Below are 23,618 nucleotides of genomic sequence, written 5' to 3' on the forward strand. Positions count from 1 at the left end.
TATTTGCACCATAGCGGCTCTAATAATTGCAATCCTGGCTCTCTGCAAGCAAGAAGGGAATCGCCCTTTCTACTTCAAAATTGAGGTGCAGTATGGCAGATGAGCAAAAAATAGTCGTTGAGGTTCCGAGTGAACGGGGACACTATTCCCCAATTCCCATTCCCCAGTTATCCAAATTGGACGAATTTAAGAAGGGATGGGTGAATGTAGTCTGTCTGCCGGACAATCTGCCAGACATGGTCTTTGATTTGACAAGCTGTGTTGCAATTCCGGCTCTATTTAGTAGCTGCTGGGTAAGTTTACCCATTCCCAGTTTTATGAGACTAGGTTTAGTTGGGTTGCTGTCCATCGCTGGAATCTCTCTGTTATATATGCGTCAAGCCGTGCCAGAGATTAAAGATGTCTTGTTGCTTCGTGTCGGATTAATTGCGATCGGAGTATTAGTAGGCTTATGACTAGCAGCTTACACCCGTCTCAGTTGCACCAGCACTTACAAATGTATGACCGTGCCAAGTGGTCATCCTGGGGCAGTTTGGCAGTCAGTCTGTCTCTGTTATTCCTGGGGGCAACTCAAAAACCAGAGTCTAAACCGTGGATACTAACAGCCTCTGTTGGTACTTTAGAAGTTGGACGCAGGCATCGCCAAACAGCCAAGCTGCTGAGAGAATCCCTTGGCGACATCGACCGGGCATCACGGATAAACTTTCAAGCTTTGGCTAGAACCCAGACACAGACAACCGCACAGCTAGCGCTAACTGTTGGTAGCTTTAACGAAGACTGGAAACCAGAGAACCTGGTTACAGATCCTGTTGAGTACATCCAGAAGAAACAGAAACACGTCGCCCTAGTTGGTGGCACGGGTGACGGGAAATCGACCTTCACCCAATACCTATCCTCCAAAATTGGTGGACGAGTTGTAGTTTACGACAGCGACGCCAAACCGGATGACTGGGCATGGCTTAACAAAGCTGATGTCATTGGCAGAAAGGGGAATTTTCAGTCCATCGACACTGCAATGGGCAACGATCTCAAAACCTTAGAGGAACTTGTTGAACTGCGTGGAGAAGGGGGAGATAACGCGATCGCAGGTCGTGAGAGATTCCTAATCGCTGAGGAGTTCCCAATATTAGTAGATGAGTGCGACCACGCCGCTACCTGGATCAAGCGTCACGCCAAGCGGGGACGACGATATAAACAGTTTGTCTGTGCATTGGCCCAGAATGACACCGCCGAAAACTTTGGTTTGCAAGGGGATAAAGACACGCTCTACAGCTGCTTTGTGCTGGTTCGTTTGGGACAGTTCGGACGTGATCACGCCAGGAGCAAACTCAAAGATCCTCAGCTAGAGCAGTGGCTAAAAGCAGGTGGCAAGAAACGATTTTTGGTCGATGATTGCCCGTGCGAGCTTGACCTTAGCAACTGGGGAATGACTGCGATCGCAACACCGGAAAACTCCGGCGGGGGAAATGAGGAGGTGCGATCGCCCCAAGACCTGAATGAATATGAGCAAATCATCCTCGCCTGGGGACAAGAGCATCCAGGGGAGGTTTTGAAAGCGCGTCTACTCCAGCAAGTAAGCCAACCATTTAAAAAGGATGACCCAGAGAATATCAGGATTATCTTTCAATCCCTTGCTGACAGAGGCTTAGGGGAAGTGGTAGATAGTGGCGATCGCTTGGGCTGGAGGTGGCGGGAGTAATGTCTACAGTTTGCCTACAGTCCGTCTACAGGCTGTAGGCAAAGCTTTGCAGGTCAAATACCGATTTAAATAAGCCGTACTTGGGTGAAAGTGCGATCGCTCACCACCTCGCCCCTAATTGCTCAATAGTGCGTCTACAGCGTCTACAATTTTTCAGCCCCAAAAACTCGCCGTCTACAGCCGAAATCTGCTCCCAAAGCCGATTTTAGCGATTGTAGACAAAATTCCTGGGGTTTAAAAAACTTCAAAAATCGAAATAATTTTTAAATCTGCAATGACTCCAACAACTTGTCCTCGATGTGATTGCACGACGCTGCAATACCAAGAAAATTATGGTTACTGGGAGTGCCTTGACTGCGGTCACGTCTGGGCGGTTGACGTTGACGATCCAGATTACGACGAACTACTAATCTGCCCCAAATGCAGCTCGTCTAGTATTACCCTAGATCCGATTTTTGGGTATTACAAATGCTCAAGCTGTTTTACTGCCTGGGTCAATGACGAAGACGACCCAGACTTTTTATTTGGGTGTTCCCATTGCGGCTACCGTTTTTTGGAATGGAATTTCGTTAGTTATTTTCTATATTGTCCAGCTTGCGAGCATTACAGTTATGAGCGAATTAGATAAACAGCTTTGTTCACTAGCTGAAGACTACATAGAAAATGCTTACTACCGCGTTGGCAATTGTAGCTATGCCTGGGAGGAAAAAGACTATCGCAGTGACGATTTAGACGGAGATATTGTATGCGGTGAATGTCCCCCCAGTGATGCTGACCATTACTCATGGTGGGAAATTGTTTCTTGCAAAATTGAAAGCAGCGAAATTGACGATCGCAACGACGAAACCGGGGAATATTCTGTAACGGTTAAAGCGTGGGTGGCTGTTAGTTCTGGTGACGAGGAGGAGGAGGTTGACAAGAGCGTAGCGCCTGACCTCCGCACCATTTACGTGCAACTTGACCGTGATGAGGAGGGCGATTTCTGTGTCGTTGGAACTGAAGAATGAAGACAAATGGATCAACGTTGATCTGCGGACAAAAAAGCTGGTTATTCGTTTCTGGGTCAAAGGATTTCCCAAACAATTTTTTATCAGCACTGGACTCAAAGACACCAAGCGGAACCGGGAGATTGTCAGATCCAAAAGGGACGCGATCGCTACCGATATTGCGTTGAGTCGGCTTGACTCAACGCTAAACAGTTACCAGTTCAGAGCAAATGAACAAACTAACCCAGCAGCGCTGGTACTAAAAACATCAGAAAGCAAGTTTCAGATTGATCTATCGCAACTTTGGGAGAAATTTACTGAGTTTCAATCCTCCCAATTGGAACAAACAACTATTTTGGGCAAATACAGAAAGACTGCAAACATGATTAGGCAATTGCCTACCAGAAACCTGAATGAAGCTCCTAAAATACGCGATTGGTTGCTGACTAACTTCTCGCACTTTACAGCATGGGCAAATCTGACGGATTATAGCCGATGCTGTAAATGGGCTTGCGACTCAGAGCTAATCGCATACAATCCTTTTGAAAAAGTTCAACTTCAAAAACCGAAAATCAAACACAGGAACTGCAAAGCTTTTACTTTAGAGCAGAGAGACTTAATTATTGAGTCATTCGAGAGGCATTCAATCCATCAACACTATGCCGCGTTAGTGAAATTTCTTTTTTGGACTGGAGCAAGACCGGGTGAAGCATTTGCTTTGACCTGGGGTGATATTAGCCAGGACTATCGGCGAATAAGTATTAACAAATCACGAAACTTTAAAGGCATTAAAAAAGGCACCAAAAACGGTAAACAGCGCGTGTTCCCCGCTCAGGAAGGTTCTAAACTGCACCAGCTACTAATCGACATTAAACCGAAGAACACAGTACCTACAGACTTAATTTTTTTCTCAAAAGCAGCAAAGCCGATCAACAGCGATACCTTCCTTGATTTCTGGAAAGAAGATCACACGAAATCTCAAAGCAACGCCTATCGTTCCCTTGGTGTAGTTATGGAATTAGCTAATCAGGGTAAAGTGCCTTACCTCAAACCTTATGCAACACGCCATACTTTTGCAACGTGGGCTATTACTAGTGGTTTATCTGTTGATAAGGTGGCTAGACTCATTGGGGATACAGTGCAGACGGTACTGAAGTACTACTGTCATCCCGAAATAGTTGATTTTGAATGCCCAGATTTTTAAGTAGCAAATAAGTAGCGAACTTAAGCGAAAGTCATATAAAAGGTTCCTCAACCTTGCTTTCAGTAGCTACCCTGTAATTCTAGTCTAGTCTACGAATTTGACGATACCGTAAGCATTTTAAGGTTTCGTATCAATTATGCTACTCAAAAAGCCGCGTCTCAGTCGATGAATGCGTTGGCGTAGCCCATCTCTTTGTTCCCAAAGAAAACAAAATCTCCTCAATCCCCAGCCCCAATCCCCTGTTGCATTTGTAGCTAGGTTGGGAATAATAAATACTACTCACGCTGACACACACTCAGCTAAACAAAAGCTATTTAGCTTAGAGATAAATTCGGGTATGAACCATCCTAGATTCTTAGATAACCCTGCGCCAAAACAAAACACGCAGCAGCAAAACTTCTGTCTGGCGTTTCTGCATCAGATAATCAATGGCATATCTGACCCAATTTTTGTCAAAGACCGTCAACATCGCTGGGTATTACTTAACGATACCTACTGTGATTTCGTCGGTTATAGCCGAGAAGAATTAATTGGTAAGTCAGACTATGATTTTTTGCCGCAAATAGAAGCTGATGTGTTTCGGGAAAAAGATGAACTGGTTTTCACCACAAATATTACTAATGAGAACCAGGATATTTTTACCGATCCTCAGGGTATAACCCATCTCATCTCTACAAAAAAGTCTTGCTTTGAGGATGAGACTGGTAATAAATTTATGGTGGGTAGTATTCGAGACATCATTTTACAGAATGAAGTCGGAAAAGTTCTTGGTGTGAGTGGCAGAGCTAGTGATATTACTGAACAAATACAAAATAGCGAGGCACTTCGGGAAACCCTCGAAGAACTCCAGATAGTTGAAGAAGAACTACGCCAACAAAACGAAAAATTAGCGATCGCTCGTGAAACGGCGGAATTAGAGCGGCGGCGTTACCAGGATTTGTTTGATCTGGCCCCAGATGCTTACTTGGTGACTGATATAGCCGGCATCATCAAAGAGGCTAACTATGTAAGCGGAGCCTTACTGTCTGTGAGACAAAACTATCTTATAGGTAAACCATTCATCCTCTTTGTCGCCGAACCAGACCACCAAACTGTCATGGCCAAATTGGCAAATTTGCAGCAGGTACAGGATTGGGAAGTCCATCTAAAGTTACGAGTAGGTACAGTTTTTTCTGCTAGTATCAAGATAGTTGCTATGTATAATTCACAGGGTCAGCAGGTCGGCTGGCGTTGGTTGCTTCGAGACATCGGCGAACAGCAAGCTATATTGCGCGATCGCCAACAAGCAGAGAAAAATCTACACCGCACTAATGCTTTACTCCAAGCTCAACAAGAAGCTTCCATCGATGGAATTCTGATTATTGATGAAAATTGTACAGTTACATCATCCAATCAGAAATTCTCCCAGTTATGGCAAATTCCTACCGCACTGCTCCAAACACGCGACGCTCGCCAAATTATGAGATGGGTGCTAGACCAACTAGTAAATCCAGACGAATTTATAGCTAAAACAGAATATCTTTACCAGCATCCAGAAAAAAGCAGCCGTGATGAAATTTTCCTAAAGTCTGGAAAGGTTTTTGAGCGCCATTCTGCACCCGTGCATAAACAGCTAGGGGCTTGTGATGAGATATCACCTTTAGGAGACTATTACGGTAGAATTTGGTATTATCGCGACATTACCGAATACAAGCAAGCAGAGGCAGAACTCAGGACTTCACAGCAAAAACTAGCGTTGCTGATTGAGCAAACACCTTTAGCCATTATTGAATGGAATACCAAATTTGAGGTTCAGACATGGAATCGGGCAGCAGAAAAAATCTTTGGATACACCACAGAGGAAATGCTGGGGAATCGTTTTGAGATCATAGTACCTGAAAATGCCAAAAAGCACGTAAATGATATTATCACTGCCCTCCTAACACAAAGTGGAGGAAGTTTTAGTGTCAACGAGAACATCACTAAAGATGGCAAGGTAATAGTTGGTGAGTGGTATAACAATCCGTTAGTGGCTCCTGATGGCCAGGTGATTGGCGTTGCCTCAATGGTGTTAGACATCACAGAACGCAAATGCGCCGAAGAGGAACAGCAAAAATTTGTCGCCTTGATTGAAAACAGCAGTGACTTTATTGGTATTTCTTCAATGGAAGGGCAAGTTGCTTATGTGAACCCAGCCGGACTCAAGATGTTGGGACTTAGTAGCTTGGAAACAGCCAAAACAAAGTCAGTGGTTGATTTTCATTCACCAGAAGCTTTTGCCGAGTTTCAGCAAAAAATTATTCCTTTGATGCTTCAATATGGTTTCTGGCAAGGCGAGTTTCGCCATAGACATTTTCAAACGGGCCTAGAAATTCCCACTGATTGCAGTCTGTTTATAGTTAAACATCCTGAAACAGGAGAGTCTTTCTGTCGGGTAGCTGTTGCTAGAGACATTACAGAACGCAAACAAGCCAAGGAAGCCCTCCTAAAGTCGGAAGCGCAACTAAGACAACAAGCCGAAGAACTTAAAGTTGCACTCCGGGAACTTCAACATACCCAGACTCACTTAATTCAAAGTGAAAAGATGTCCAGCTTGGGGCAACTAGTCGCAGGAGTGGCACACGAAATCAACAACCCGGTCAATTTTATCTATGGCAACCTCACGCCTGCCCAGGAATACACCCAAGATTTATTTTTACTTTTAAAACTCTACCAAAGTCATTATCCTGAACCTGTACCAGAAATTCAGGATTTTGTAGAACTAATCGAACTGGAATTTTTGAAATCAGATTTGCCACAAATAATCAACTCAATGAAAGGTGGGGCCAATCGGATTCGAGAGATTGTGCTTTCCCTCCGAACTTTTTCGCGCTTGGATGAAGCCGAAATGAAAACTGTTGATATTCATGAAGGAATCGACAGTACTCTGATGATTTTGCAAAGCCGCCTCCAGGGTAATGACCAACGCCCGACAATTAAAATCATCAAAGAGTATGGCAAACTACCGCTGGTTGAATGTTACGCTGGGCAGCTAAATCAAGTATTCATAAATATTTTGACAAATGCGATCGATGCTTTAGAAGAGGGAGTGGGGAGTAGGTATGAGGGGGATGAGGGAGATGAGGGAGATGAGGGGAATAAACAATGCCCAATCCCCCATGCCCCATGCTCAATGCCCAATTCCCAATTCCCAATTCCGACAATTTGCATTTGCACCCAACTACAAGAGCCAAATCAGGTAACAATTAGGATTGCCGACAATGGATTGGGAATAACAGAAGATGTTAAAAAACAACTATTCGACCCCTTCTTTACCACCAAAGACATCGGCAAAGGTACGGGGATGGGACTTGCCATTAGCTACCAGATTATTACAGAAAGACATGGTGGTATCTTAGAATGTATTTCGCAGCTAGGACAAGGCGCTGAGTTTGTGATTAAGATTCCCTTGAGCCAGGATACTTAAGAAATAAATGTTTTTATTTCGTTCCATAAAGAAATTTTAGGGGCTTGCAACCATTTTTTCTTATTCTTTCTTTTGCCTTTTAACTTTTTACTTTTGCCTTGTTCGGTCAGCTAAATACCTCCACTGCTTCAGGAACTTTCATTTGGTCGAGAATTCCCCAAATTTCCTGTAACATTGGCTCTAATCCGGTGCGAGTAACCGCTGAAATCACAAAAACCGGGGCGTAGGAGAGATGATTAAGTTGGGTGGCTAACGCCTCCAAATCGACAGTTTCCCGATCAACTGCATCAATTTTATTCAGCGCCAAAATTTGCGGACGTTCTGCTAAACCCTGTCCATAGGCTTTTAATTCTTCCTTGATTGTGTTGTAATCTCTAACCACATCATCACTAGTGGCATCAATCAAGTGAAGTAGCACCTGCGTGCGCTCGATATGGCGCAAGAAATCATGCCCCAGCCCTGCTCCGTGAGCCGCTCCCGCAATTAGTCCAGGAATGTCGGCGAAAACAGTACCATCGCCAGTAGGTTTCCGCACTACACCCAAATTTGGGATGAGGGTTGTGAAGGGGTAGTCTGCAATTTTTGGTCGTGCTGCTGATAAAGATGAAATTAGAGTAGATTTACCAGCGTTTGGTAAGCCAATAATCCCCACTTCTGCCAAAAGTTTTAATTCTAGGCGCAGCTGCTTTATTTCCCCTGGTAATCCTGGAAGGGCATATTCTGGGGCGCGGTTACGGTTACTCAAGAAATACTGATTTCCTAGTCCGCCTTTACCACCTTGGGCAATCAATAAAGTCTGCTGAGGTTCAATTAAATCCCCCAGCAATTCACCAGTTTCAGCATCATAAATGGTTGTACCGCAGGGAACTTCGATCATTAAATCCTTTCCTGCGGCTCCAGTGCAGTTCTTTGGCCCACCACGAGTACCTTTTTCTGCCTGAAAACGATGGTTATATCTGAAGTCCAGCAAGGTTTGTAGGTTTTCATCGGCAACGAAAAATACCGAACCGCCTCGCCCCCCATTACCACCAGAGGGGCCACCAGTGGGCACGTACTTCTCTCGCCGGAAGGCGACAATACCATCGCCGCCTTTGCCAGCTTCAACTTCAATTTTTGCTTGGTCGATAAATTGCATATATTTGAGTGCTGAGTTTTGAGTTTTGAGTTATAAATTATAAATTATAAGTTTTTAATTAACTTTAACTCCTTACTCTTTACTTTTAACTCCTAACTCTCCAACTCAGCACTCAAATATATGCTGAAATATCTTCACCACATTTGTCTGCTAGATAAGAGAGGGCACGGAAACGTAAACCTACCAGTTGCTCATACAAGGGGTTAATTTTACACATCGGTGGGATATGCACAATCTTGCGTCCAAATAAAGTAACATCCCGCTCAAAGGGACATTGGGAGGGAATCATTTTACACAAAAAGCGGGCTACTCTTGGGTCTTGGATATCTAACCCATCCAGCCAGTCACGCAGGGGGTGTAGTGCATTTATTTGACGCTTTGTAAGTCCATCTGTGAGGGTAGTAGGGGTGATTTGCTCTGGGTGTTCTAGGGTGTGGCGAAGGGCTTCCAGAAAATTCTCTGGCTGTTCTAAGGCTTGGCAGAACTGTTGCAGAACCTCATCTTCGCTGGGAGAATAAGTACCATCTGCGATCGCTACCATCACCGCTGTCCTTAAAAAATTTTCCGCTGCTGGTGTACCTTTACCCAACACTGTGGCTAATTCTTCTGGCGTAATTACCTCTAGTGAGTCCCATTTTATCCCAAGAGCTAATTCATCTTTAGTGATACTGGCAATTAATTCCTGTTCTTGAGCATCAAAATTACCATCTGCCCAAGCAATGGTTAGCAGTCCACGCAACCAAGCGGCAATCTGTTCGCTGCTGTAGGGGGATTGAACGGTACTTGTCATAAACTCACGTCTCAAGCTTTCCTCAGTCACTACTAAGCTACCCTAACCAGTAGCTATGAAGATAGTGGGAGGAGCAGAGAAAATTCACAATTCAAAAATAAATAAGATTCAATACTGGAATTTGCGTTACACAGTCATGGAAGTTTGTCAGGATGCAAACCTGCTTGTTACTTCTTCCTCTATAGCAATCCTATCTGATTTTCACGAATGATTTAGGATTACTATATTAGGTTAACTCTAAACAATTAAGGTATACATAATGTTTTTCTTTGGCATTGAGCATGAAGTCGCTTTCTTAAATAAAGAAGGAAAGTTTGCTGACTTTTCCCACACAAAATTTGCTGATTTCAATCAAATTATTGAAAAGCTACCTACATACCCCAGCGACTATCCTCAACTACGCGTGGGGGATGCAGGTATTAAGATGAAGAGATGGTACATTGAAGGATTTGAAAGATTTGCAGATTCCGATAAAGTGATAGACTGTCATGTTAAAGGTATTGAAGTTAGAACAACTATCCATTCTAATATTCAAGGCGCTATTACTGAATTATCAGAAAGTTTTCACTTACTACGTGAAGTTACTGCTAATTTTGGTTTTTCACCAGTTTTAGTTAGTTTCAATCCCTACAATCCAGCCTTTGAGCCTCAACCCCCCTTAAACAATTATGAAATCAAACAGTTAGAAGCTTATCCTGACGAACAAACTGCTAATATTCACATGGTATCTTATGGGCCAGATTTAAATATTTCAATGGCAGATTTGTCTACAGAAAGTGTGATTGATATTGGTAAAAAGTTAACTTATTACAGCCCTTATATTGTCCCTTTTAGTTATAGTTCTCCTTTTTATCAGGGAAGTTTATGGGATGGGTTATCGGTAAGAACATTTATCAGAACTGGAAAAAGACCAGCAGCTTTGGTTTTTGTTCAGAAACAGGAACAACTGATTAATAGCATACCTTCCTTGACAAAAATCGCCCGCATTCCGGCTGAAGTGGGACGCATTGAATTTAAGGCTTGTGATAGTTGTGATGATTTTTTAATCTATGCGGCTTTGCTGACATTATTGAAAGGCTTGGTATTAGATGAAACTTTGCTGGGTAGAGCAACTGTACCTGATGCTGCATTACATCAACTTTCTGCAAAAGAAGGTTTTGACAACGAGAATATTTTTGGAAATGCGACAAAGGTCTTACAAGCAGCCGAAGTCGCTTTGGGAGACGACTCAGATGTTCATTATTTAACAACACTAAAAGTGCTGCTGGCAAAGCGAAAAACAAGATCCCATGAATTAATAGAAATGTTCCATCATGTGAATTCAATAGAAGAGGTAATAAAGCAGACTTATCAAGTTTAAAGAAGATTTTTCTGTATAAATTAATACTTTGAGTATATCCTCTAAGGTGCATAGTCCTTGAAGCAATACGCTTAGGTTAAGGATTTTTGGTACTGATTTTAGACTTTTAGAGACGTAAAGCTTCGCTCCACCAAGCTAACGCGTCTCTACCAGAGATTTTGGGCTTAACGGAACCGTATTAATCCTTAAAGGTTCTTTGATTGGATAAAGTCGAGCTAACTGAACATCAATAGCAGAGCCATTAAAGATTCAGTCGATATACCTAGAGACTGATTTTATTACAACTAAAGATGTAGTAGACTTCATTCTAGAGATTGATGCAGACATTAGTATTTTCAAAGTAAAAGTATAAACAAGGAACCTGAAAAAAAGTTTGAATTTGAACTTCAGGTTCGTTTTTCAAGAACTTCTAGATTGAAGCGTAGCTGACAATTTTTATTATTGCTCAAATTGCTAAATAAGGGTATGTTCTTCGCTCTTTCGGTGAAAGTTCTGCGTTGTTAAAGCTGTTAACGAGGATTTCAAATGAAGACTATTGCTTCTGTTTTATCTACTTTCCGTCCAGTACGTTTTCTAGTAGTGGCTTTTGCTTGCGCCCTAGTATTATTCTCTAATACTTTTCCTGCTTTTGCAATCGATAGCTACCAAAGTAAGCCTACCGAAGGGACTACACAACTGCTTGATATTCAGCGCAAAACTGACGAAGCTGCTAAAGAACCACCAGCGGGACTGAAAAAGGTTCAAAAGGAGTCTAACAAAGGACTTAATGAGGTTCAGGGAGATGCTGATATCGATCAACAAAAGAATCCTGGAAATTCACGGAATGCAACTTCAGTAGAGGAAAATGTAAAGAATTTGTTGGACAAAGTTACAGGTAAGTAACAGAGTTAATACCTTAGTTATTTGTCGGTAGTAATGGGTGATTGCTTAAAAGCAGTGATCCATTACTAGTTAGACACTTATTAAAAAATAGGTTAGAGACGTAGTAATGCTACTTCTCTACAATGGTTATCAACTGAAATCAAATATAATAATATATTATATATTCCGTATAAATCACAAATGTTGAATGTCGATACAAAATTTTACATACTTTAGTTAAAGCAACTCTAAAAAAACTAAAATAGTCAACATTAAGATCATCTCCTCAAGGCAATGAACATAACTGATTTTTTGACACATACATAATTGTAAATAACGGAATTTATCTAAGAGGATGTTTGAAAAGTCTAATTTAATACCAGCTCTGGCGAATATAATTCGCGGCTACACAGACGAAACCCACCTCCGTGGGTTGAAGACATTGATTTTGTGTTAGTCCGCAGAGGCGGACAATGCCAGTGTAGTAGCGAATTATATTCGCCCAAAACTTTTCAAACATCCTCTAATAGAGTATGTCCCCATTATTTGGACTTAAGCTTTAAAGTGTTTTGCTAACATATTCAGCAGAAGTTTGCGTGGTACAAGCCGAGATAATTTACTTCTAATTTGAGTGTTAGTATCAGAACTAATAACAGTTGGATAGCCTTTTTCTAAAGCCTCTAAAGATTCCCAAACCACTTTCTCAGAAGAATATACTTTATCTGTACTGCTTGCCAGTGCTGGAGGAAAATTAGCTTCTGCAAAAAAGTTTGTTTCTATTGGCCCTGGACAAGTGACTAAAATCCGAACACCATATTGATAATTTTCTGCCCATAGTGCTTCACTAAAGCTGAGAATAAAAGCTTTACTGGCAGCATAAACAGAAAGGTATGGTATCGGTTGAAATGCCGTAATAGAAGATACATTAATAATACTTCCAGAACGACGTTGCCGCATCAAGGGTAGAAATTTATGGGTTAAATCTACCAATGCCAAAATGTTTAATTGTACGATTTTGACTTGTTTTTCTCCATCCCCTTCGGCAAAGTCGCCATAGCAACCAAAACCAGCATTGTTGATTAACAAGTCGATGGTTAATTCCTTTGCCTTGGTGGTATCAAATACACTAGCAGCGGCATTAGGTTCTGTGAGGTCTTTGACTATGACCTCTACTTGAATTTTGTGTTGTTCTTGTAGTTGTTTAGCTAATTGGCTTAATTTATCTTCAGAACGAGCAACAAGTACAAGATTTGTCTTGCGTGCAGCTAGTTCTTGAGCAAAGGCTTTACCAATACCACTAGAGGCACCAGTAATTAAAGCAGTTGGCATTCTACATATTCAGATAATTTTTAATCACTTATAAATCTTAGCTATGCTGATTATAAGTTTTAACTACCCAAAGTGATATACCCAAAAAGGTAGAAGCAATACTCATACCAATTCTGTATGAAGATGCGCTAAACCATATTTAAGTACAAAAAATAAAAACGTAGACACGGAGAGGCTGGCCGCAGTCTACCGTATACTCCTACAGAGAAGCAAGCTAGGCGTAGCATTTCGGAGAAAAGACACAAAGAAAGAAGTTAAAAGAGTTTAGCGCAACCTCATAAAGAAATGGTATCAGATATGCAATCAGGAACTACTTCCTCTATTCAAAACTTATCTTTACCTAAGAATTTATTTTCGGAAACGATGTGAATTCTCCAAATACGCCAATATGGGATATTCTTAAATCTTCTTCATCTATATATTGAACAGACGAGTCTATTTTTTCTGGTAACTCTCCGTGCTTGCATGACCACTCAAATACAAATTTAGAGTCTAGATGCTTGAGGTTAGAAAATATCTGTTTCCATTGGCTTCGTCGAATTCGATTTCCCCACCTAGATTGTAATTCTCTCGAATAGGCTTCTTGTTGATAAACAAAGAAATCAAATGGTCTTTCACTTAAATTTTTGTGATCCTCTAAATGAATGAGATGAAACATAAAGCCATCTTCAGAGAGGCTACTTACAATATTTTCTAAGAGTGGCACAACATCATCAACTGGCACATGCTCTAACACAGATTTGGAAAATACGAAATCTATTTTTTCTTTGCTAGGTAGTTGTTGAGATAAATCAATTGGAGCAACGTATTCTATGCCCAAGTCTTGTAAGGCTTCTACAGAAAAATTTCTTAATGAAAGTAGTTTATTTAAACGTAAGTGGAGAATCTCGCGATCTTCAAATGTAGATAGACTATCTAAGATACTCCAATCTACAGACTTACACACAGCTTTGAAAATATTGTCGGGTTGTAATAATGGGGAAATATCCGTTGCATAAACCTTTTTTGCTCCGAGAAGGTAAAAGACTAACGAATGAGTCAGTAACCACCCACTGCCAATTTCAAGACAAATTTTGTCACGCAATACATATTTTTTCTTACCAAGCAGAAGCAGATAGATAGCAACTTCATTAGCACAAATATCAAGCCTTTTACCTGCAACAGCTAGCTTACTTGAATGCATTTTGTTATGTAAAGCTTGATATAGATCAGATGATCTAATAATTGATTTTGTTCGTTCATCAAGCAGATTCTTTACTAATTTTTTCATTTTGTACACCTCTCTCGCTTAAGTTATTAGGGAATTTAACACAACACTGTTAACTGTAGCAGTAACATGGATTCCTGTATAATAAAATCATCTCACCTTTGTTGCTTCTTATACACTTACGGTCAAGAGCATCTTTACTGACGGGTAACAAAAACCTTTGAATTGGGAACTGGTGATTAGAGATTAAGAATTTTTAAGATTTAAATAGTGATTCAGTGAGAAGTCGAGCTAGTCGGTTGGTATTAGCATCAGCGGTAGTAAGTAATCGAGCTTCAAGGATATCCCGACTTAGGTAAACTGGATTTTTTCTAAAGTCGGATGTTCCCAATAATGATTCTCTCATGGCAATTCAAAGTCATCTCGAATTGCTAATTACCATTTTTCAGACCAATAAATAATTTCTGAGGCGGAACTATTAATAGCGACACCATAGCTATCTCCATGATTCCACTTGAAACCAGGTCTACCTTTGTCATCTGTATTTAATACCAATATTTCATAAGTAGCTGGGAAAGATTCTGTAGGAGAGTCACTGGTATAGAAGAAAGTTGTCGGCACACCATTAGGCTGGTTGATGTGGTCATTTGTGTTACCACCCTTATATTTGTGCTTGGCGCTATTTCTATATTGTGAAAGTAATTTTTCAATCTTGTCTGGTGGCTCTTTTAGCCTAATTTGAAAAAAACTGCTTCCCTGCAAAAATTTGGGAGAGTAAGCGATGCGAACGCTTTTAGCATCAGTAGGAATCTTGTTAGGAAAGTGTTTTACTTGGTCATTATCAGACAATAGTTGATTACGAATTTCTTTATAGCGTGAGGCATCAGTGATGATTTTAGGCTCACTAGTATTGCTAAAAGTTGTTTTCATAAAAAAGCTTCCCCCGATAATACTAAGACTAGCAAGGGCTAATAGAAATTGCGATCGCTTCATCAAGTTGGGTGTGTCTAACTCTTATAGTCATATACCCAACTAATAAACTATATTCGTACTATTGCGGATATCCTATTAGAGATATTAACAGAAACTTTGTGTATCCAGAGGTAATTTAGGGTATTTGTAAAGTTACTATGAAGTAGGTCAATGATTACCTAGTCAAATACCGTAGATGATCCTCATTGAGGCTAGCACCGCAAGGCGGAATTAAAAATTAAAAATTAAAAATGAATACAGGGTAAGCATTTCATTGATTTGGAATGGTGAGGCAGTCCGGTCTTGGGGGTTTCCCCCATGAGGAACTGCCGAACCCGAAGGGGTGGTTTATTTACGCCGTGTTGTACTAGTACTAGCATTGCAGCGAACAAAATCAATTCCACAGACATCCATTTTTTCAATTCTTCCTGATGCAGCCATAAATAAAGCGGATATATAAATAGTAGATGCACCTTAATTAAATCATAGCCCTTAGCTTTTAGTTGGGGGCTTTTTTATTGCTGATATATTTTTAATTCGGGATTTTTTTGTAATAAGTCTAATTTTCCCGGATATGGCAATAACCAAAGTGGATTAATAAATAGTAGATGCACCTTAATTAAATCATAGCCCTCAGCTTTTAGTTGAAGGCTTTTTTATTGCTGATATTTTTAAGTTAGGAAGAAAATAACTGCGTAACTAAATCACAGATCTCATCTTGATGTTGGAGTTTTTTTATTGCTGATATATTTTTAATTCGGGATTTTTTTGTAATAAGTCTAATTTCCCCGGATATGGCAATAATTAAAGCGGATTAATAAATGGTAGATGCACCTTAATTAAATCAAAGCCCTCAGCTTTTAGTTGAAGGCTTTTTTATTGTTGATGTTTTTAAGACGGAAAAAATAACTTTGGATGCTAGTTAAATATTCCCGGATATGGCAATCAATAAAGCGGATTAATAAATGGTAGATGCACCCTAATAAATTACAGCCCCCAGCTTTTGGCTGAGGGCTTTTATTATTTAAATATAGACGGTAGTAAACTAGGAGCTAACCAGTTAGATTTTTAATTTTGGATTGAAGGAAAATCTAAAATCTAAAATCTAAAATTGAATGACTCCTAACTCCTGATTTCTGGGGGTACTAAAACAGCTATAGCTTTAGGTATAACCCGAAAACGAGCAGGTGTGTAGGTAGTAATTTCACCATCTGTATTGATAGGGCGCGGTTTGCGAGTATGTACCTCTATTTCTTGACCTTGAAGAGAGCGTACACTCTGCCAATGTATATGTTGCCCTTGTCGCATTGCAGGTAGTAATAATATCATCTGCCACCAGTGTTCAATCTCTAAGCTATAAAGGTCTAGCCTTTGATCATCTATTGCGGCATCGTCAGCCACCGCCATACCACCACCGTAATAGCGGCCGTTACCCACAGCGATTTGCACTGTTTTGACGCGAACTGATTCACCGTTGATGACAATCTCCGCTGTAAAAGGTCTCGCTTCCCAAATTACTTGCAATGCAGTGGCAGCATAAGCAAATATTCCCCAACGGCGCTTGACTTCTTTGGTAAGTCGTTGAGTAATTTTTACACTCAATCCCAGGCTGGCAACGTTAAAAAAATGCTTGCCATTCACACAACCCAAGTCGATGCGGTGTAAATTTTTATATGCAATAATTTTGCAAGCTTCGTTGAGGGAATTCGGGATTCCCAAAGTTCTCGCTAAATCGTTAGCAGTTCCCAGAGGCAAAATTCCCAAAGGCAACTGAGTATCAACTAAAGCATCTACGGCAGCATTTAGAGTACCATCTCCTCCGCCAATGATTACCAAGTCAACTTGATACTGATAGCGAAGTATAACTTCAGCAAGATGTTTAGGATCTTCTGTAGATTCCTCAATTAAATCAAAGTCGAGTGTTTGCAGGTATTGAATTGCTTCCGACAGACCCTTTTGCCCTTGGCGGGCATGACGATTTACTAACAGCAGTGCGCGGGAACTCATGGTTAGTACCTTTTGTAGTTGATATGGCCAATTATCCGCATCTATATATTCTGCTTAAAGTTGACTATAAAAAAGTGTTGAGGCTGTGATAAAAGTTACTAATTATGATATTTTGACTACTAATTTCTAATGTTTATTTTTATCTAGCTCTATTTGTTCTGAGTATGTTTATGCTCATCAAATATAACTATTACTCTCTGTATGAATTAAATTTAGGTATTCTTATAAAATAGGGAATTATTCAAATAATATTATGCAAAAAAAAGGGATGTTTTTCATTAGTATAGATACATGTTTGGAGATTAAATTTGTATCTATACTATTAGTAGTTATATTAATTCTTTGTGAAACTGCACAAAATCAGGCTTTGTAAGACAAATTGCTCAACCAACTTATTCTATAGGACTCATATTTGATTTCTGAAATATACGTAGGGTGCGTTACGCCAAAGGCTAACGCACCAGTTAACGATTTAGGTGCGTTAGGCTACGCCATAACACACCCTACAGATACTTAGATTTTTTCAGGAATGAAATCGGATTCCTATATAATACAACCTCATAGGTAATCAGTATTATAATTATATAATTTTTTTGTTGATAAAAAGTTATATGTGTCAACTTCTGGTGTCACAGATTATAAATTGTCTACGCTAAAGCGATCGCACCTTGAAAACGACTCTTTCCCCAGATTTCTCACCACATCTCAATAATTAAATAAGTAATGAGTAATGAGTAATGAGTAATGAATCTTACTTATTACTTATTACTTATTACTTCGCCCGTGAGGGGAGCAGGGGAGAGTTCAATCTGCCAAGTTCAATCCCTTCTCTCCTTGTGAGAAATGCGGGTTTCGTATGAATCCCCATATTCTATTTTGAATTTTGCTTTTATGACTTTTTCGGGTTGGTGTCGCCACCAATAATTGCTTGAAATACGTCCCCTAGTAAAGATAAAAATGCTGCAAATAACAGTATAAGCATTAAACTCGCAAGGGCTGCAAAAGGAGAGATGATAAACAAGATTAAAAGCGCAAACATCAAAATCTTTAGTAATGTCTTATTCATTTTTTTCTATACCTAATCATCATGTTTTCTACGAATAATCGATAAATCAACAATCTGTCACCTGCCCTCTGTTAGATTTAACCTGTCCGCGCTTACTTTTGTGGTCAAGGCGCTTTCTTTGAGAACTACGGGTTGGTTTAGTGGGTTTGCGTTTTATCGTTACTACAACTGCACTTTGAATGAGTTCTTGAAGTCGTCTCAACGCTGACTCGCGATTATTCTCTTGGCTTCGGTGTTCTTGGGCTTTAATAACGATGACTCCTTCTTGGGTAATGCGTCGATCATTCAGCTTTAAAAGCTGTTGTTTATAATAATCGGGTAATGATGAAGCCATAATATCGAAGCGCAAGTGAATCGCAGTGGAAACTTTGTTAACATTTTGGCCTCCTGCTCCTTGCGAGCGAATCGCAGTAATTTCAATATCGGTCTGTGGGATAATAACTTTGTTAGAAATTTGTAGCATTGCTCATAAGGCAAAAGAGGAACTTTTAAATAATTCGTAATTCGTAATGACGCTCTCTACGAGACGCTAAAAGCGAACGAATACTCGCTACCGCTACGCTAACGTAATTCGTAATTTTTAATTCAGTTTTGTAATGAATATTTTAACCCTACCGCAAAACTTCTCACTTTTAGAAGGGAGGGACTTAGACACCATAAAAATGTTAAATTTTGGATAAAAATTTTTGGTATTGCATAATTAAAAGATATGTGCATCCAAGTTATCCGTAATAACGAGCATCGCCGTGGTAAACAGAACTATATCTGTACCTATTGCGAACACCAATTTCTAAAATCATCCCGGAACTATGCAACGCCGTGATAAAACTTATTTTATCAATAGACATCTCCAGAAATTAAATATGCGTTATCCAGAATCCTTGTAGAGACGTAGCACTGCTACGTCTCTACATTCATTTTCACCAGATGTCTAATAGTTAATATATTATTTTACCTTTAATTTGACAAAAATATCCGGCTAGTCTGCCAAAATCTGGAAGAAAAGATCAACTTTATCGAGATGAGGAGGCATTTGTGACTGATATACAAACTGGTCAAATGACTTGGCGATTACCAGGTTCCTCAGAATGCGCCTTACATTTGCGCCATCATCCCTCAGAACCTTGGCGATCGTATAAAGAATTTCCACAATATATCCTACCTGATCCGCCCGGTTTTTCCGAAGGATACGCTACATTTTTAGCGCTCCTGAAAAAAAACTGGCAGCCTCTATGAAAAGTGCTGAGTCCCTAAAAGTTGCTGTATGTGTCTGTTAACAGCACTCCTGAATTCGACTCAGGACTAGGAACTCAGCACTCTCTAGGCACTCAGTTTGGTCAAGCACTCAAACTCTCACGAGTTGTTGTGCGGGTGTAGGCGTTCCAAACATCGAGTTCTGAATATGGACGGCTAGAGAGCATAGCTTTAGTTGCTTCTGTGAGTCCTTGAGCAAGAGTAAAATCTGCCCCAGCAATACTTTGAAGATGCTCCATTTCTGCATCACTGAGGTCAGTTGCTCGCAGGTCTGTATCCCGCAAATCGGCTCCAGTCAATCGAGCATTCCGCAAGCAAGCCCCTGTCAAATAAGCTTTCGTCAGGTCAGCGCCGCTTAAGGCCGCATCTTGCAAATTAGCTCCAGTCAAGTCAGCACCACTCAGATAGGCTCCACGCAGATTAGCACCTTGTAAATCTGCATTTCGTAAAGAAGCTGTATTGAGAAAAGCACCATTGAGATTAGCACCCGGCCCTACCGCTCCAGAAGCTTTGTAGTTATATTCTGGGGGCCATTTCGTTTGTGTATCATAACGCGCCACTTGGAGTTTGGCTCCCTCCAAGTTTGCGCCACTGAGATTTGCTTGTTGAAGATCGGCACGGTTTAAATAGGCTCCCTGCAAATCAGCCCCACTCAAATCGGCTCCTCGCAGATTAGCGCCTCGCAAATCAGCCCCACTCAAATCGGCATGACTCAAAACCAACCCACTAAGATCGGCTCCTAATAGCTTGGCTTTACTGAAGTTAGCTTTTTGTAAATCGACTTCCCTGAGATTGAATTGGTACAAATCGACCCAATCCAGAGTGGTTCCGGCTTTGAGGGCTGCTAAGATTTCTGGAGTTGGACTGGGGCGTTCGGCAAAGCCGTTGCCGTAGGCATCGCTAGTAATAAGTTGAATTTCAGTATTTGTCATCAGCTGATTAAAATATAACTTTTGGAGTTATCCTACACTTTAACTAAATCGGGGCTTCATCTGAACACTCAGTATTTAATAACGCCAAAATTTGAGAAAACGAGGTTTCAAAACAGATGCATATAATACCGCCTTTGACAATGATCGAATTCTTCCGTAAAAGTGAGGGTACATGGTTTACCGAACGCTCCGTTCATCATTTTGACTCGGCGGCGGATGAGTCGGGGGAGTCGAATTTGATCATTAAAGTCCTGGAAAAGGATGATCCAAAAGTCCAAGAAGTTTGTACAGCCCAAGGGATAGACCCTACGGAAGCAACAGGCGGTGCTAGCTTTTCATGGCAGGCTAATCTGGATACCAGGCTCCCAAATACCGATAATGCTGCCATTTTGGTTGATGTTCCCGGCGAAACGAGGCGTTTTGGAAAACTGATCCGCAACCAGGGCTATGTTGAGAGCATTCCGGTTGTGAGTCAGTATCGGTTTGCCGATGATGGAGTGCTGACCATTGATACTGACTATGACAATAATCAAGGTCAGGAACGTTGTTGGTTTGTTACAGATGATTTTCGTGTCAGGGTCAGTACAGTACGAATGATGAACGGAGTCAACTTGATGACTTATTGTTCTGAACGTCGTTGTGTTTCCCAAGAACTGCTGGAGCAAATGATCAGTCGGAATCATGCTAGGTAGGGAGTGGGGAGTGGGGAGACAAGAGAAGTACTTTACCCCAAGACTGTATAATCAGCATATTTCAGGATGAAGAGACAAAGCTCTTCAGGCTGTAAAGGTAGAGGAAGAAAGAGAGTTATTAGGCATCTCCAGAAATTAAATATGTGTAATCCAGAGACGTAGCACTGCTACGTCTCTACATTTTTTTCATCAGATGTCGATTGAATTAACGAAACATTTGAAGATACATTTGCCCTGGACTCACAGAAGTTTTAAATACATATCTGTGTTTACTACATTTCTAATGCTGCTTAGTAAATCCGCCTTAGAGGATGTTTGAAAAGTCTAATTTAATACCAGCCCTGGCGAATAGAATTCGCGGCTACACAGACGAAACCCACCTTCGTGGGTTGAAGACATTGATTTTGCGTTAGTCCGCAGAGGCGGACAATGCCAGTGTAGTAGCGAATTATATTCGCCCAAAACTTTTCAAACATCCTCTTACAACTTACAGAAGCTTTAAATGCACATCCGTGTTTACTACCTCAGGTTTTAATTCATGTCTGAAGTAACTTAGTTAATAAGTATACATAAGCATTGAATTTTACAGAAGCTATCGACCATGCCACTTAACTCAGAGAACCTGAATTTAGCCCGATCCCTTGATCTGTCTACAACCAATCGTGTTCTTGTGGATTCAATTAGTGCTTCTAATCCGATCGATACTTATCGACTGACTGTTAGTCGCTCTAGCGATTTGAAGCTTTCTTTACAAGGTGTGAAGGCTAATGCGGATATCCAGGTTATCCAGGATGCGAATGGCAACGGGCGGATTGACGATCGTGAGGTACTGACAAGTTCTGCGCTGAAGGGGGTTGGGCTGGATTCGATTAATGTATCTCTAGCCGCAGGCACCTATTTTGTACAGGCTTATGCTGGCGATAAAGGTGCTACGACGGGTTACACCTTAAACTATTCGGCGACGGCACTAGGAAACCCGGATAGTGCTGACCTGACGGCAACTCGTTCTTATTTTGGAACTGGGGTAATTCGTTCGTTCTATAACAGCCGTGGCATTAGTACTTATCAAAACCCGTCTAGCACTGTTGTCGCATTTGGAAGCGCTCAGGGGCAGCCGAATATTTTTCTGATGTATGGAGCGATCGCGGATTATTACACTAACAATTATACCAAAAATCCCAGTGCAACTAATGGGTTAAATGGGGTGGCTTCAGGGCTGGGTAATCCGACATCTGCCATCTATGAACAGGCGGATGGTAGTTCTGTGATGGATTTTGAGGGTGGGCAACTGGTGAATCGCGGTGGGGTTGTTACCCCTATTTACAGTAAACGTGGTGGCGATCGATTTGATTTAGTCGGTCAGGGTGCGCCCAATGGTACAGAGTTGCAATGGAAGGATGATTATGCTTGGTTTGGGCGTGATTCAGTTGGGCAGGCTACGGGTGCAGTTCGTCGGATCAGCAATGGTTACATCCAAGAATTTACGGGGAGCAAGGATGGAGACAGTATTTTCTTGCTCAAAGATAGTCAACAAGTGATTGGTGGCGTTGAGCAATATAAAGATGACAATGGCAAGTTGATTAATACGCCAAAGGGGGGACCTTACCGTGTTCAGGGAGGTGTTCTTCAGGCTTATCGCTCAGTGGGTGGGGCTGAACGAGTGGATGGGTTGGGGTTTGCAACTTTCTCGACAGAACGGGCAAATTTCAAAGGGTACAAGGTTTATCAGGAGTTTGAAAACGGGTTTATTGCGATTACCAAGGACAACCAAGTTCTGATTCGCGATCGGCAGGGACAGCCTATTTTGCCACCTTCCCCTGATTATGCAGGCAACACGCTTCAAGCAGCTAAAAGCATCAATATCGGTGCATTAGCTACGTATCAAGACTTTGTTGGCACTGCTGACACAAACGATTACTACAAGTTCACTATCTTCAGCAAAAGCAGTATTAATGCTTCTCTGTCTAATCTCAGTGCTGATGCAAATTTACAGCTTCTTAATAGTGCTGGCACTGTCATTGGTAGCTCTAACAATCCTGGGTCTGCTTCTGAAGAAATTTATCGATCGCTTGATGCTGGCACTTACTACATTCGGGCATATCAAGCCAGTGGCAACACCAACTATAATCTAAATATTTTTGCTTCCCAAATTACTCAAACGGGTGATGTTATTTCAGTTCGTGGTTCAGACGGAAACTTGAACGTTTTTGCTGTTGGAAAAGATGACAAGGTATGGCTATGGAAACAATCAGATAACAATTACACTTGGTGGCATGATATGGGCTTCACGGCTCAGAACATTCAGGTCATTCAAGGCGGTGATGGCAAGCTTCACGTTTTAGGTGTAGGGAAAGATGCTTCTACCTGGATGTGGAATGAGTCAGATAATAACTACACTTGGTGGCACAACATGGGCTTTGGTGCTCAGAATGTCCAGGCGACTGTTGGTGGCGATGGCAAGCTTCACGTTTTAGGTGTAGGAAAAGATGCTTCTACCTGGATGTGGAATGAGTCAGATAATAACTACACTTGGTGGCACAACATGGGCTTTGGTGCTCAGAATGTCCAGGCGACTGTTGGTGGCGATGGCAAGCTTCACGTTTTAGGTGTAGGAAAAGATGCTTCTACCTGGATGTGGAATGAGTCAGATAATAACTACACTTGGTGGCACAACATGGG

Annotated in this window: 19 protein-coding genes; 10 read left to right on the forward strand and 9 right to left on the reverse strand. The window is 41.2% G+C overall.

Translation table 11 applies throughout. The features are described from left to right. The first annotated feature begins 92 nt into the window (after positions 1-92). The 5 genes from V7K67_RS16595 (at position 93) to V7K67_RS16615 (ending at position 7,334) form a co-directional block, all read left to right on the forward strand. Entirely contained in the window at positions 93-455 is a 363-nt protein-coding gene (locus tag V7K67_RS16595; RefSeq protein ID WP_335167534.1) for a hypothetical protein, read from the forward strand. Beyond that, positions 452-1,699: a hypothetical protein gene (locus V7K67_RS16600; protein WP_335167536.1), complete on the forward strand. Its 1,248-nt coding sequence runs from the start codon at positions 452-454 to the stop codon at positions 1,697-1,699. Before V7K67_RS16595 ends, V7K67_RS16600 begins: the two co-directional genes overlap by 4 nt. A 611-nt stretch (positions 1,700-2,310) precedes the next feature. Beyond that, on the forward strand, positions 2,311-2,706 hold the full coding sequence (locus tag V7K67_RS16605; protein WP_335167538.1) for a hypothetical protein: 396 nt from the start codon (positions 2,311-2,313) through the stop codon (positions 2,704-2,706). Then, on the forward strand, positions 2,684-3,889 hold the full coding sequence (locus V7K67_RS16610; RefSeq protein ID WP_335167540.1) for a tyrosine-type recombinase/integrase: 1,206 nt from the start codon (positions 2,684-2,686) through the stop codon (positions 3,887-3,889). Before V7K67_RS16605 ends, V7K67_RS16610 begins: the two co-directional genes overlap by 23 nt. Positions 3,890-4,226: 337 nt before the next feature. Further along, positions 4,227-7,334, forward strand: coding sequence for a PAS domain S-box protein (locus tag V7K67_RS16615; protein ID WP_335167542.1), 3,108 nt, complete (start codon positions 4,227-4,229; stop codon positions 7,332-7,334). A 106-nt stretch (positions 7,335-7,440) separates the two neighbouring features. Here the strand turns inward: V7K67_RS16615 and obgE are convergent, their stop codons facing one another. Further along, positions 7,441-8,469 (reverse strand): GTPase ObgE, encoded by a 1,029-nt coding sequence (gene obgE / locus V7K67_RS16620; RefSeq protein WP_334697803.1) that lies wholly within the window; start codon positions 8,467-8,469, stop codon positions 7,441-7,443. 112 nt (positions 8,470-8,581) lie between these two features. Next, positions 8,582-9,259, reverse strand: a complete 678-nt coding sequence (locus V7K67_RS16625; protein ID WP_334710488.1) for a Mo-dependent nitrogenase C-terminal domain-containing protein — start codon at positions 9,257-9,259, stop codon at positions 8,582-8,584. Positions 9,260-9,518: 259 nt separating this feature from the next. Between V7K67_RS16625 and V7K67_RS16630 the strand changes: the two genes are divergently transcribed. Both V7K67_RS16630 and V7K67_RS16635 read left to right on the forward strand, forming a co-directional pair. Beyond that, on the forward strand, positions 9,519-10,619 hold the full coding sequence (locus tag V7K67_RS16630; protein ID WP_335167545.1) for a glutamate--cysteine ligase: 1,101 nt from the start codon (positions 9,519-9,521) through the stop codon (positions 10,617-10,619). A 525-nt stretch (positions 10,620-11,144) separates the two neighbouring features. After that, on the forward strand, positions 11,145-11,501 hold the full coding sequence (locus V7K67_RS16635) for a hypothetical protein (RefSeq protein WP_334710486.1): 357 nt from the start codon (positions 11,145-11,147) through the stop codon (positions 11,499-11,501). A 531-nt stretch (positions 11,502-12,032) separates the two neighbouring features. On the opposite strand, the gene V7K67_RS16640 is transcribed toward V7K67_RS16635, so the two are convergent. From V7K67_RS16640 to arfB, 6 genes are all read right to left on the reverse strand, one after another. Further along, the gene (locus tag V7K67_RS16640; protein WP_334731676.1) at positions 12,033-12,809 is read right to left on the reverse strand and encodes an SDR family NAD(P)-dependent oxidoreductase; all 777 of its coding nucleotides are present in this window, start codon (positions 12,807-12,809) and stop codon (positions 12,033-12,035) included. 340 nt (positions 12,810-13,149) lie between these two features. Further along, entirely contained in the window at positions 13,150-14,079 is a 930-nt protein-coding gene (locus V7K67_RS16645; RefSeq protein ID WP_335167548.1) for a hypothetical protein, read from the reverse strand. A gap of 372 nt (positions 14,080-14,451) precedes the next feature. Continuing rightward, complete coding sequence (locus V7K67_RS16650) at positions 14,452-15,009, reverse strand: hypothetical protein (RefSeq protein ID WP_334731866.1); 558 nt, start codon at positions 15,007-15,009, stop codon at positions 14,452-14,454. Between the two features lie 1,101 nt (positions 15,010-16,110). Continuing rightward, complete coding sequence (locus V7K67_RS16655; protein ID WP_334731865.1) at positions 16,111-16,995, reverse strand: lipid kinase; 885 nt, start codon at positions 16,993-16,995, stop codon at positions 16,111-16,113. A gap of 889 nt (positions 16,996-17,884) precedes the next feature. Then, entirely contained in the window at positions 17,885-18,061 is a 177-nt protein-coding gene (locus V7K67_RS16660; protein WP_334710626.1) for a hypothetical protein, read from the reverse strand. A gap of 46 nt (positions 18,062-18,107) precedes the next feature. Beyond that, positions 18,108-18,524, reverse strand: a complete 417-nt coding sequence (gene arfB / locus V7K67_RS16665; RefSeq protein ID WP_334710627.1) for an alternative ribosome rescue aminoacyl-tRNA hydrolase ArfB — start codon at positions 18,522-18,524, stop codon at positions 18,108-18,110. A 572-nt stretch (positions 18,525-19,096) separates the two neighbouring features. Here arfB and V7K67_RS16670 point away from each other — a divergent pair. Further along, the gene (locus V7K67_RS16670; protein ID WP_335167552.1) at positions 19,097-19,297 is read left to right on the forward strand and encodes a hypothetical protein; all 201 of its coding nucleotides are present in this window, start codon (positions 19,097-19,099) and stop codon (positions 19,295-19,297) included. A 101-nt stretch (positions 19,298-19,398) separates the two neighbouring features. Here the strand turns inward: V7K67_RS16670 and V7K67_RS16675 are convergent, their stop codons facing one another. Further along, positions 19,399-20,247: a pentapeptide repeat-containing protein gene (locus V7K67_RS16675; protein WP_334710629.1), complete on the reverse strand. Its 849-nt coding sequence runs from the start codon at positions 20,245-20,247 to the stop codon at positions 19,399-19,401. Between the two features lie 116 nt (positions 20,248-20,363). Here V7K67_RS16675 and V7K67_RS16680 point away from each other — a divergent pair, with 116 nt between their 5' ends. Together V7K67_RS16680 and V7K67_RS16685 are read left to right on the forward strand one after the other, a co-directional pair. After that, positions 20,364-20,939 carry a phycobiliprotein lyase gene (locus V7K67_RS16680; RefSeq protein WP_335167553.1) on the forward strand — a complete coding sequence of 192 codons (576 nt, stop codon included), beginning with the start codon at positions 20,364-20,366 and terminating at the stop codon, positions 20,937-20,939. Positions 20,940-21,540: 601 nt separating this feature from the next. Continuing rightward, the coding region (locus V7K67_RS16685) for a pre-peptidase C-terminal domain-containing protein (RefSeq protein WP_335167555.1) at positions 21,541-23,618 on the forward strand (2,078 nt) is incomplete at its 3' end.

Source organism: Nostoc sp. (assembly GCF_036917155.1).
GTDB lineage: Bacteria > Cyanobacteriota > Cyanobacteriia > Cyanobacteriales > Nostocaceae > Nostoc.

What these genes read in the sequence shown, in the direction of transcription:
- V7K67_RS16595 (WP_335167534.1), top strand. Translation starts at nt 93, where the DNA reads ATGGCAGATGAGCAAAAAATAGTCGTTGAGGTTCCGAGTGAACGGGGA.
- V7K67_RS16600 (WP_335167536.1), top strand. Translation starts at nt 452, where the DNA reads ATGACTAGCAGCTTACACCCGTCTCAGTTGCACCAGCACTTACAAATG.
- V7K67_RS16605 (WP_335167538.1), top strand. Translation starts at nt 2,311, where the DNA reads ATGAGCGAATTAGATAAACAGCTTTGTTCACTAGCTGAAGACTACATA.
- V7K67_RS16615 (WP_335167542.1), top strand. Translation starts at nt 4,227, where the DNA reads ATGAACCATCCTAGATTCTTAGATAACCCTGCGCCAAAACAAAACACG.
- obgE (WP_334697803.1), bottom strand. Translation starts at nt 8,469, where the DNA reads ATGCAATTTATCGACCAAGCAAAAATTGAAGTTGAAGCTGGCAAAGGC.
- V7K67_RS16625 (WP_334710488.1), bottom strand. Translation starts at nt 9,259, where the DNA reads ATGACAAGTACCGTTCAATCCCCCTACAGCAGCGAACAGATTGCCGCT.
- V7K67_RS16630 (WP_335167545.1), top strand. Translation starts at nt 9,519, where the DNA reads ATGTTTTTCTTTGGCATTGAGCATGAAGTCGCTTTCTTAAATAAAGAA.
- V7K67_RS16635 (WP_334710486.1), top strand. Translation starts at nt 11,145, where the DNA reads ATGAAGACTATTGCTTCTGTTTTATCTACTTTCCGTCCAGTACGTTTT.
- V7K67_RS16640 (WP_334731676.1), bottom strand. Translation starts at nt 12,809, where the DNA reads ATGCCAACTGCTTTAATTACTGGTGCCTCTAGTGGTATTGGTAAAGCC.
- V7K67_RS16645 (WP_335167548.1), bottom strand. Translation starts at nt 14,079, where the DNA reads ATGAAAAAATTAGTAAAGAATCTGCTTGATGAACGAACAAAATCAATT.
- V7K67_RS16650 (WP_334731866.1), bottom strand. Translation starts at nt 15,009, where the DNA reads ATGAAGCGATCGCAATTTCTATTAGCCCTTGCTAGTCTTAGTATTATC.
- V7K67_RS16655 (WP_334731865.1), bottom strand. Translation starts at nt 16,995, where the DNA reads ATGAGTTCCCGCGCACTGCTGTTAGTAAATCGTCATGCCCGCCAAGGG.
- V7K67_RS16660 (WP_334710626.1), bottom strand. Translation starts at nt 18,061, where the DNA reads ATGAATAAGACATTACTAAAGATTTTGATGTTTGCGCTTTTAATCTTG.
- arfB (WP_334710627.1), bottom strand. Translation starts at nt 18,524, where the DNA reads ATGCTACAAATTTCTAACAAAGTTATTATCCCACAGACCGATATTGAA.
- V7K67_RS16675 (WP_334710629.1), bottom strand. Translation starts at nt 20,247, where the DNA reads ATGACAAATACTGAAATTCAACTTATTACTAGCGATGCCTACGGCAAC.
- V7K67_RS16680 (WP_335167553.1), top strand. Translation starts at nt 20,364, where the DNA reads ATGCATATAATACCGCCTTTGACAATGATCGAATTCTTCCGTAAAAGT.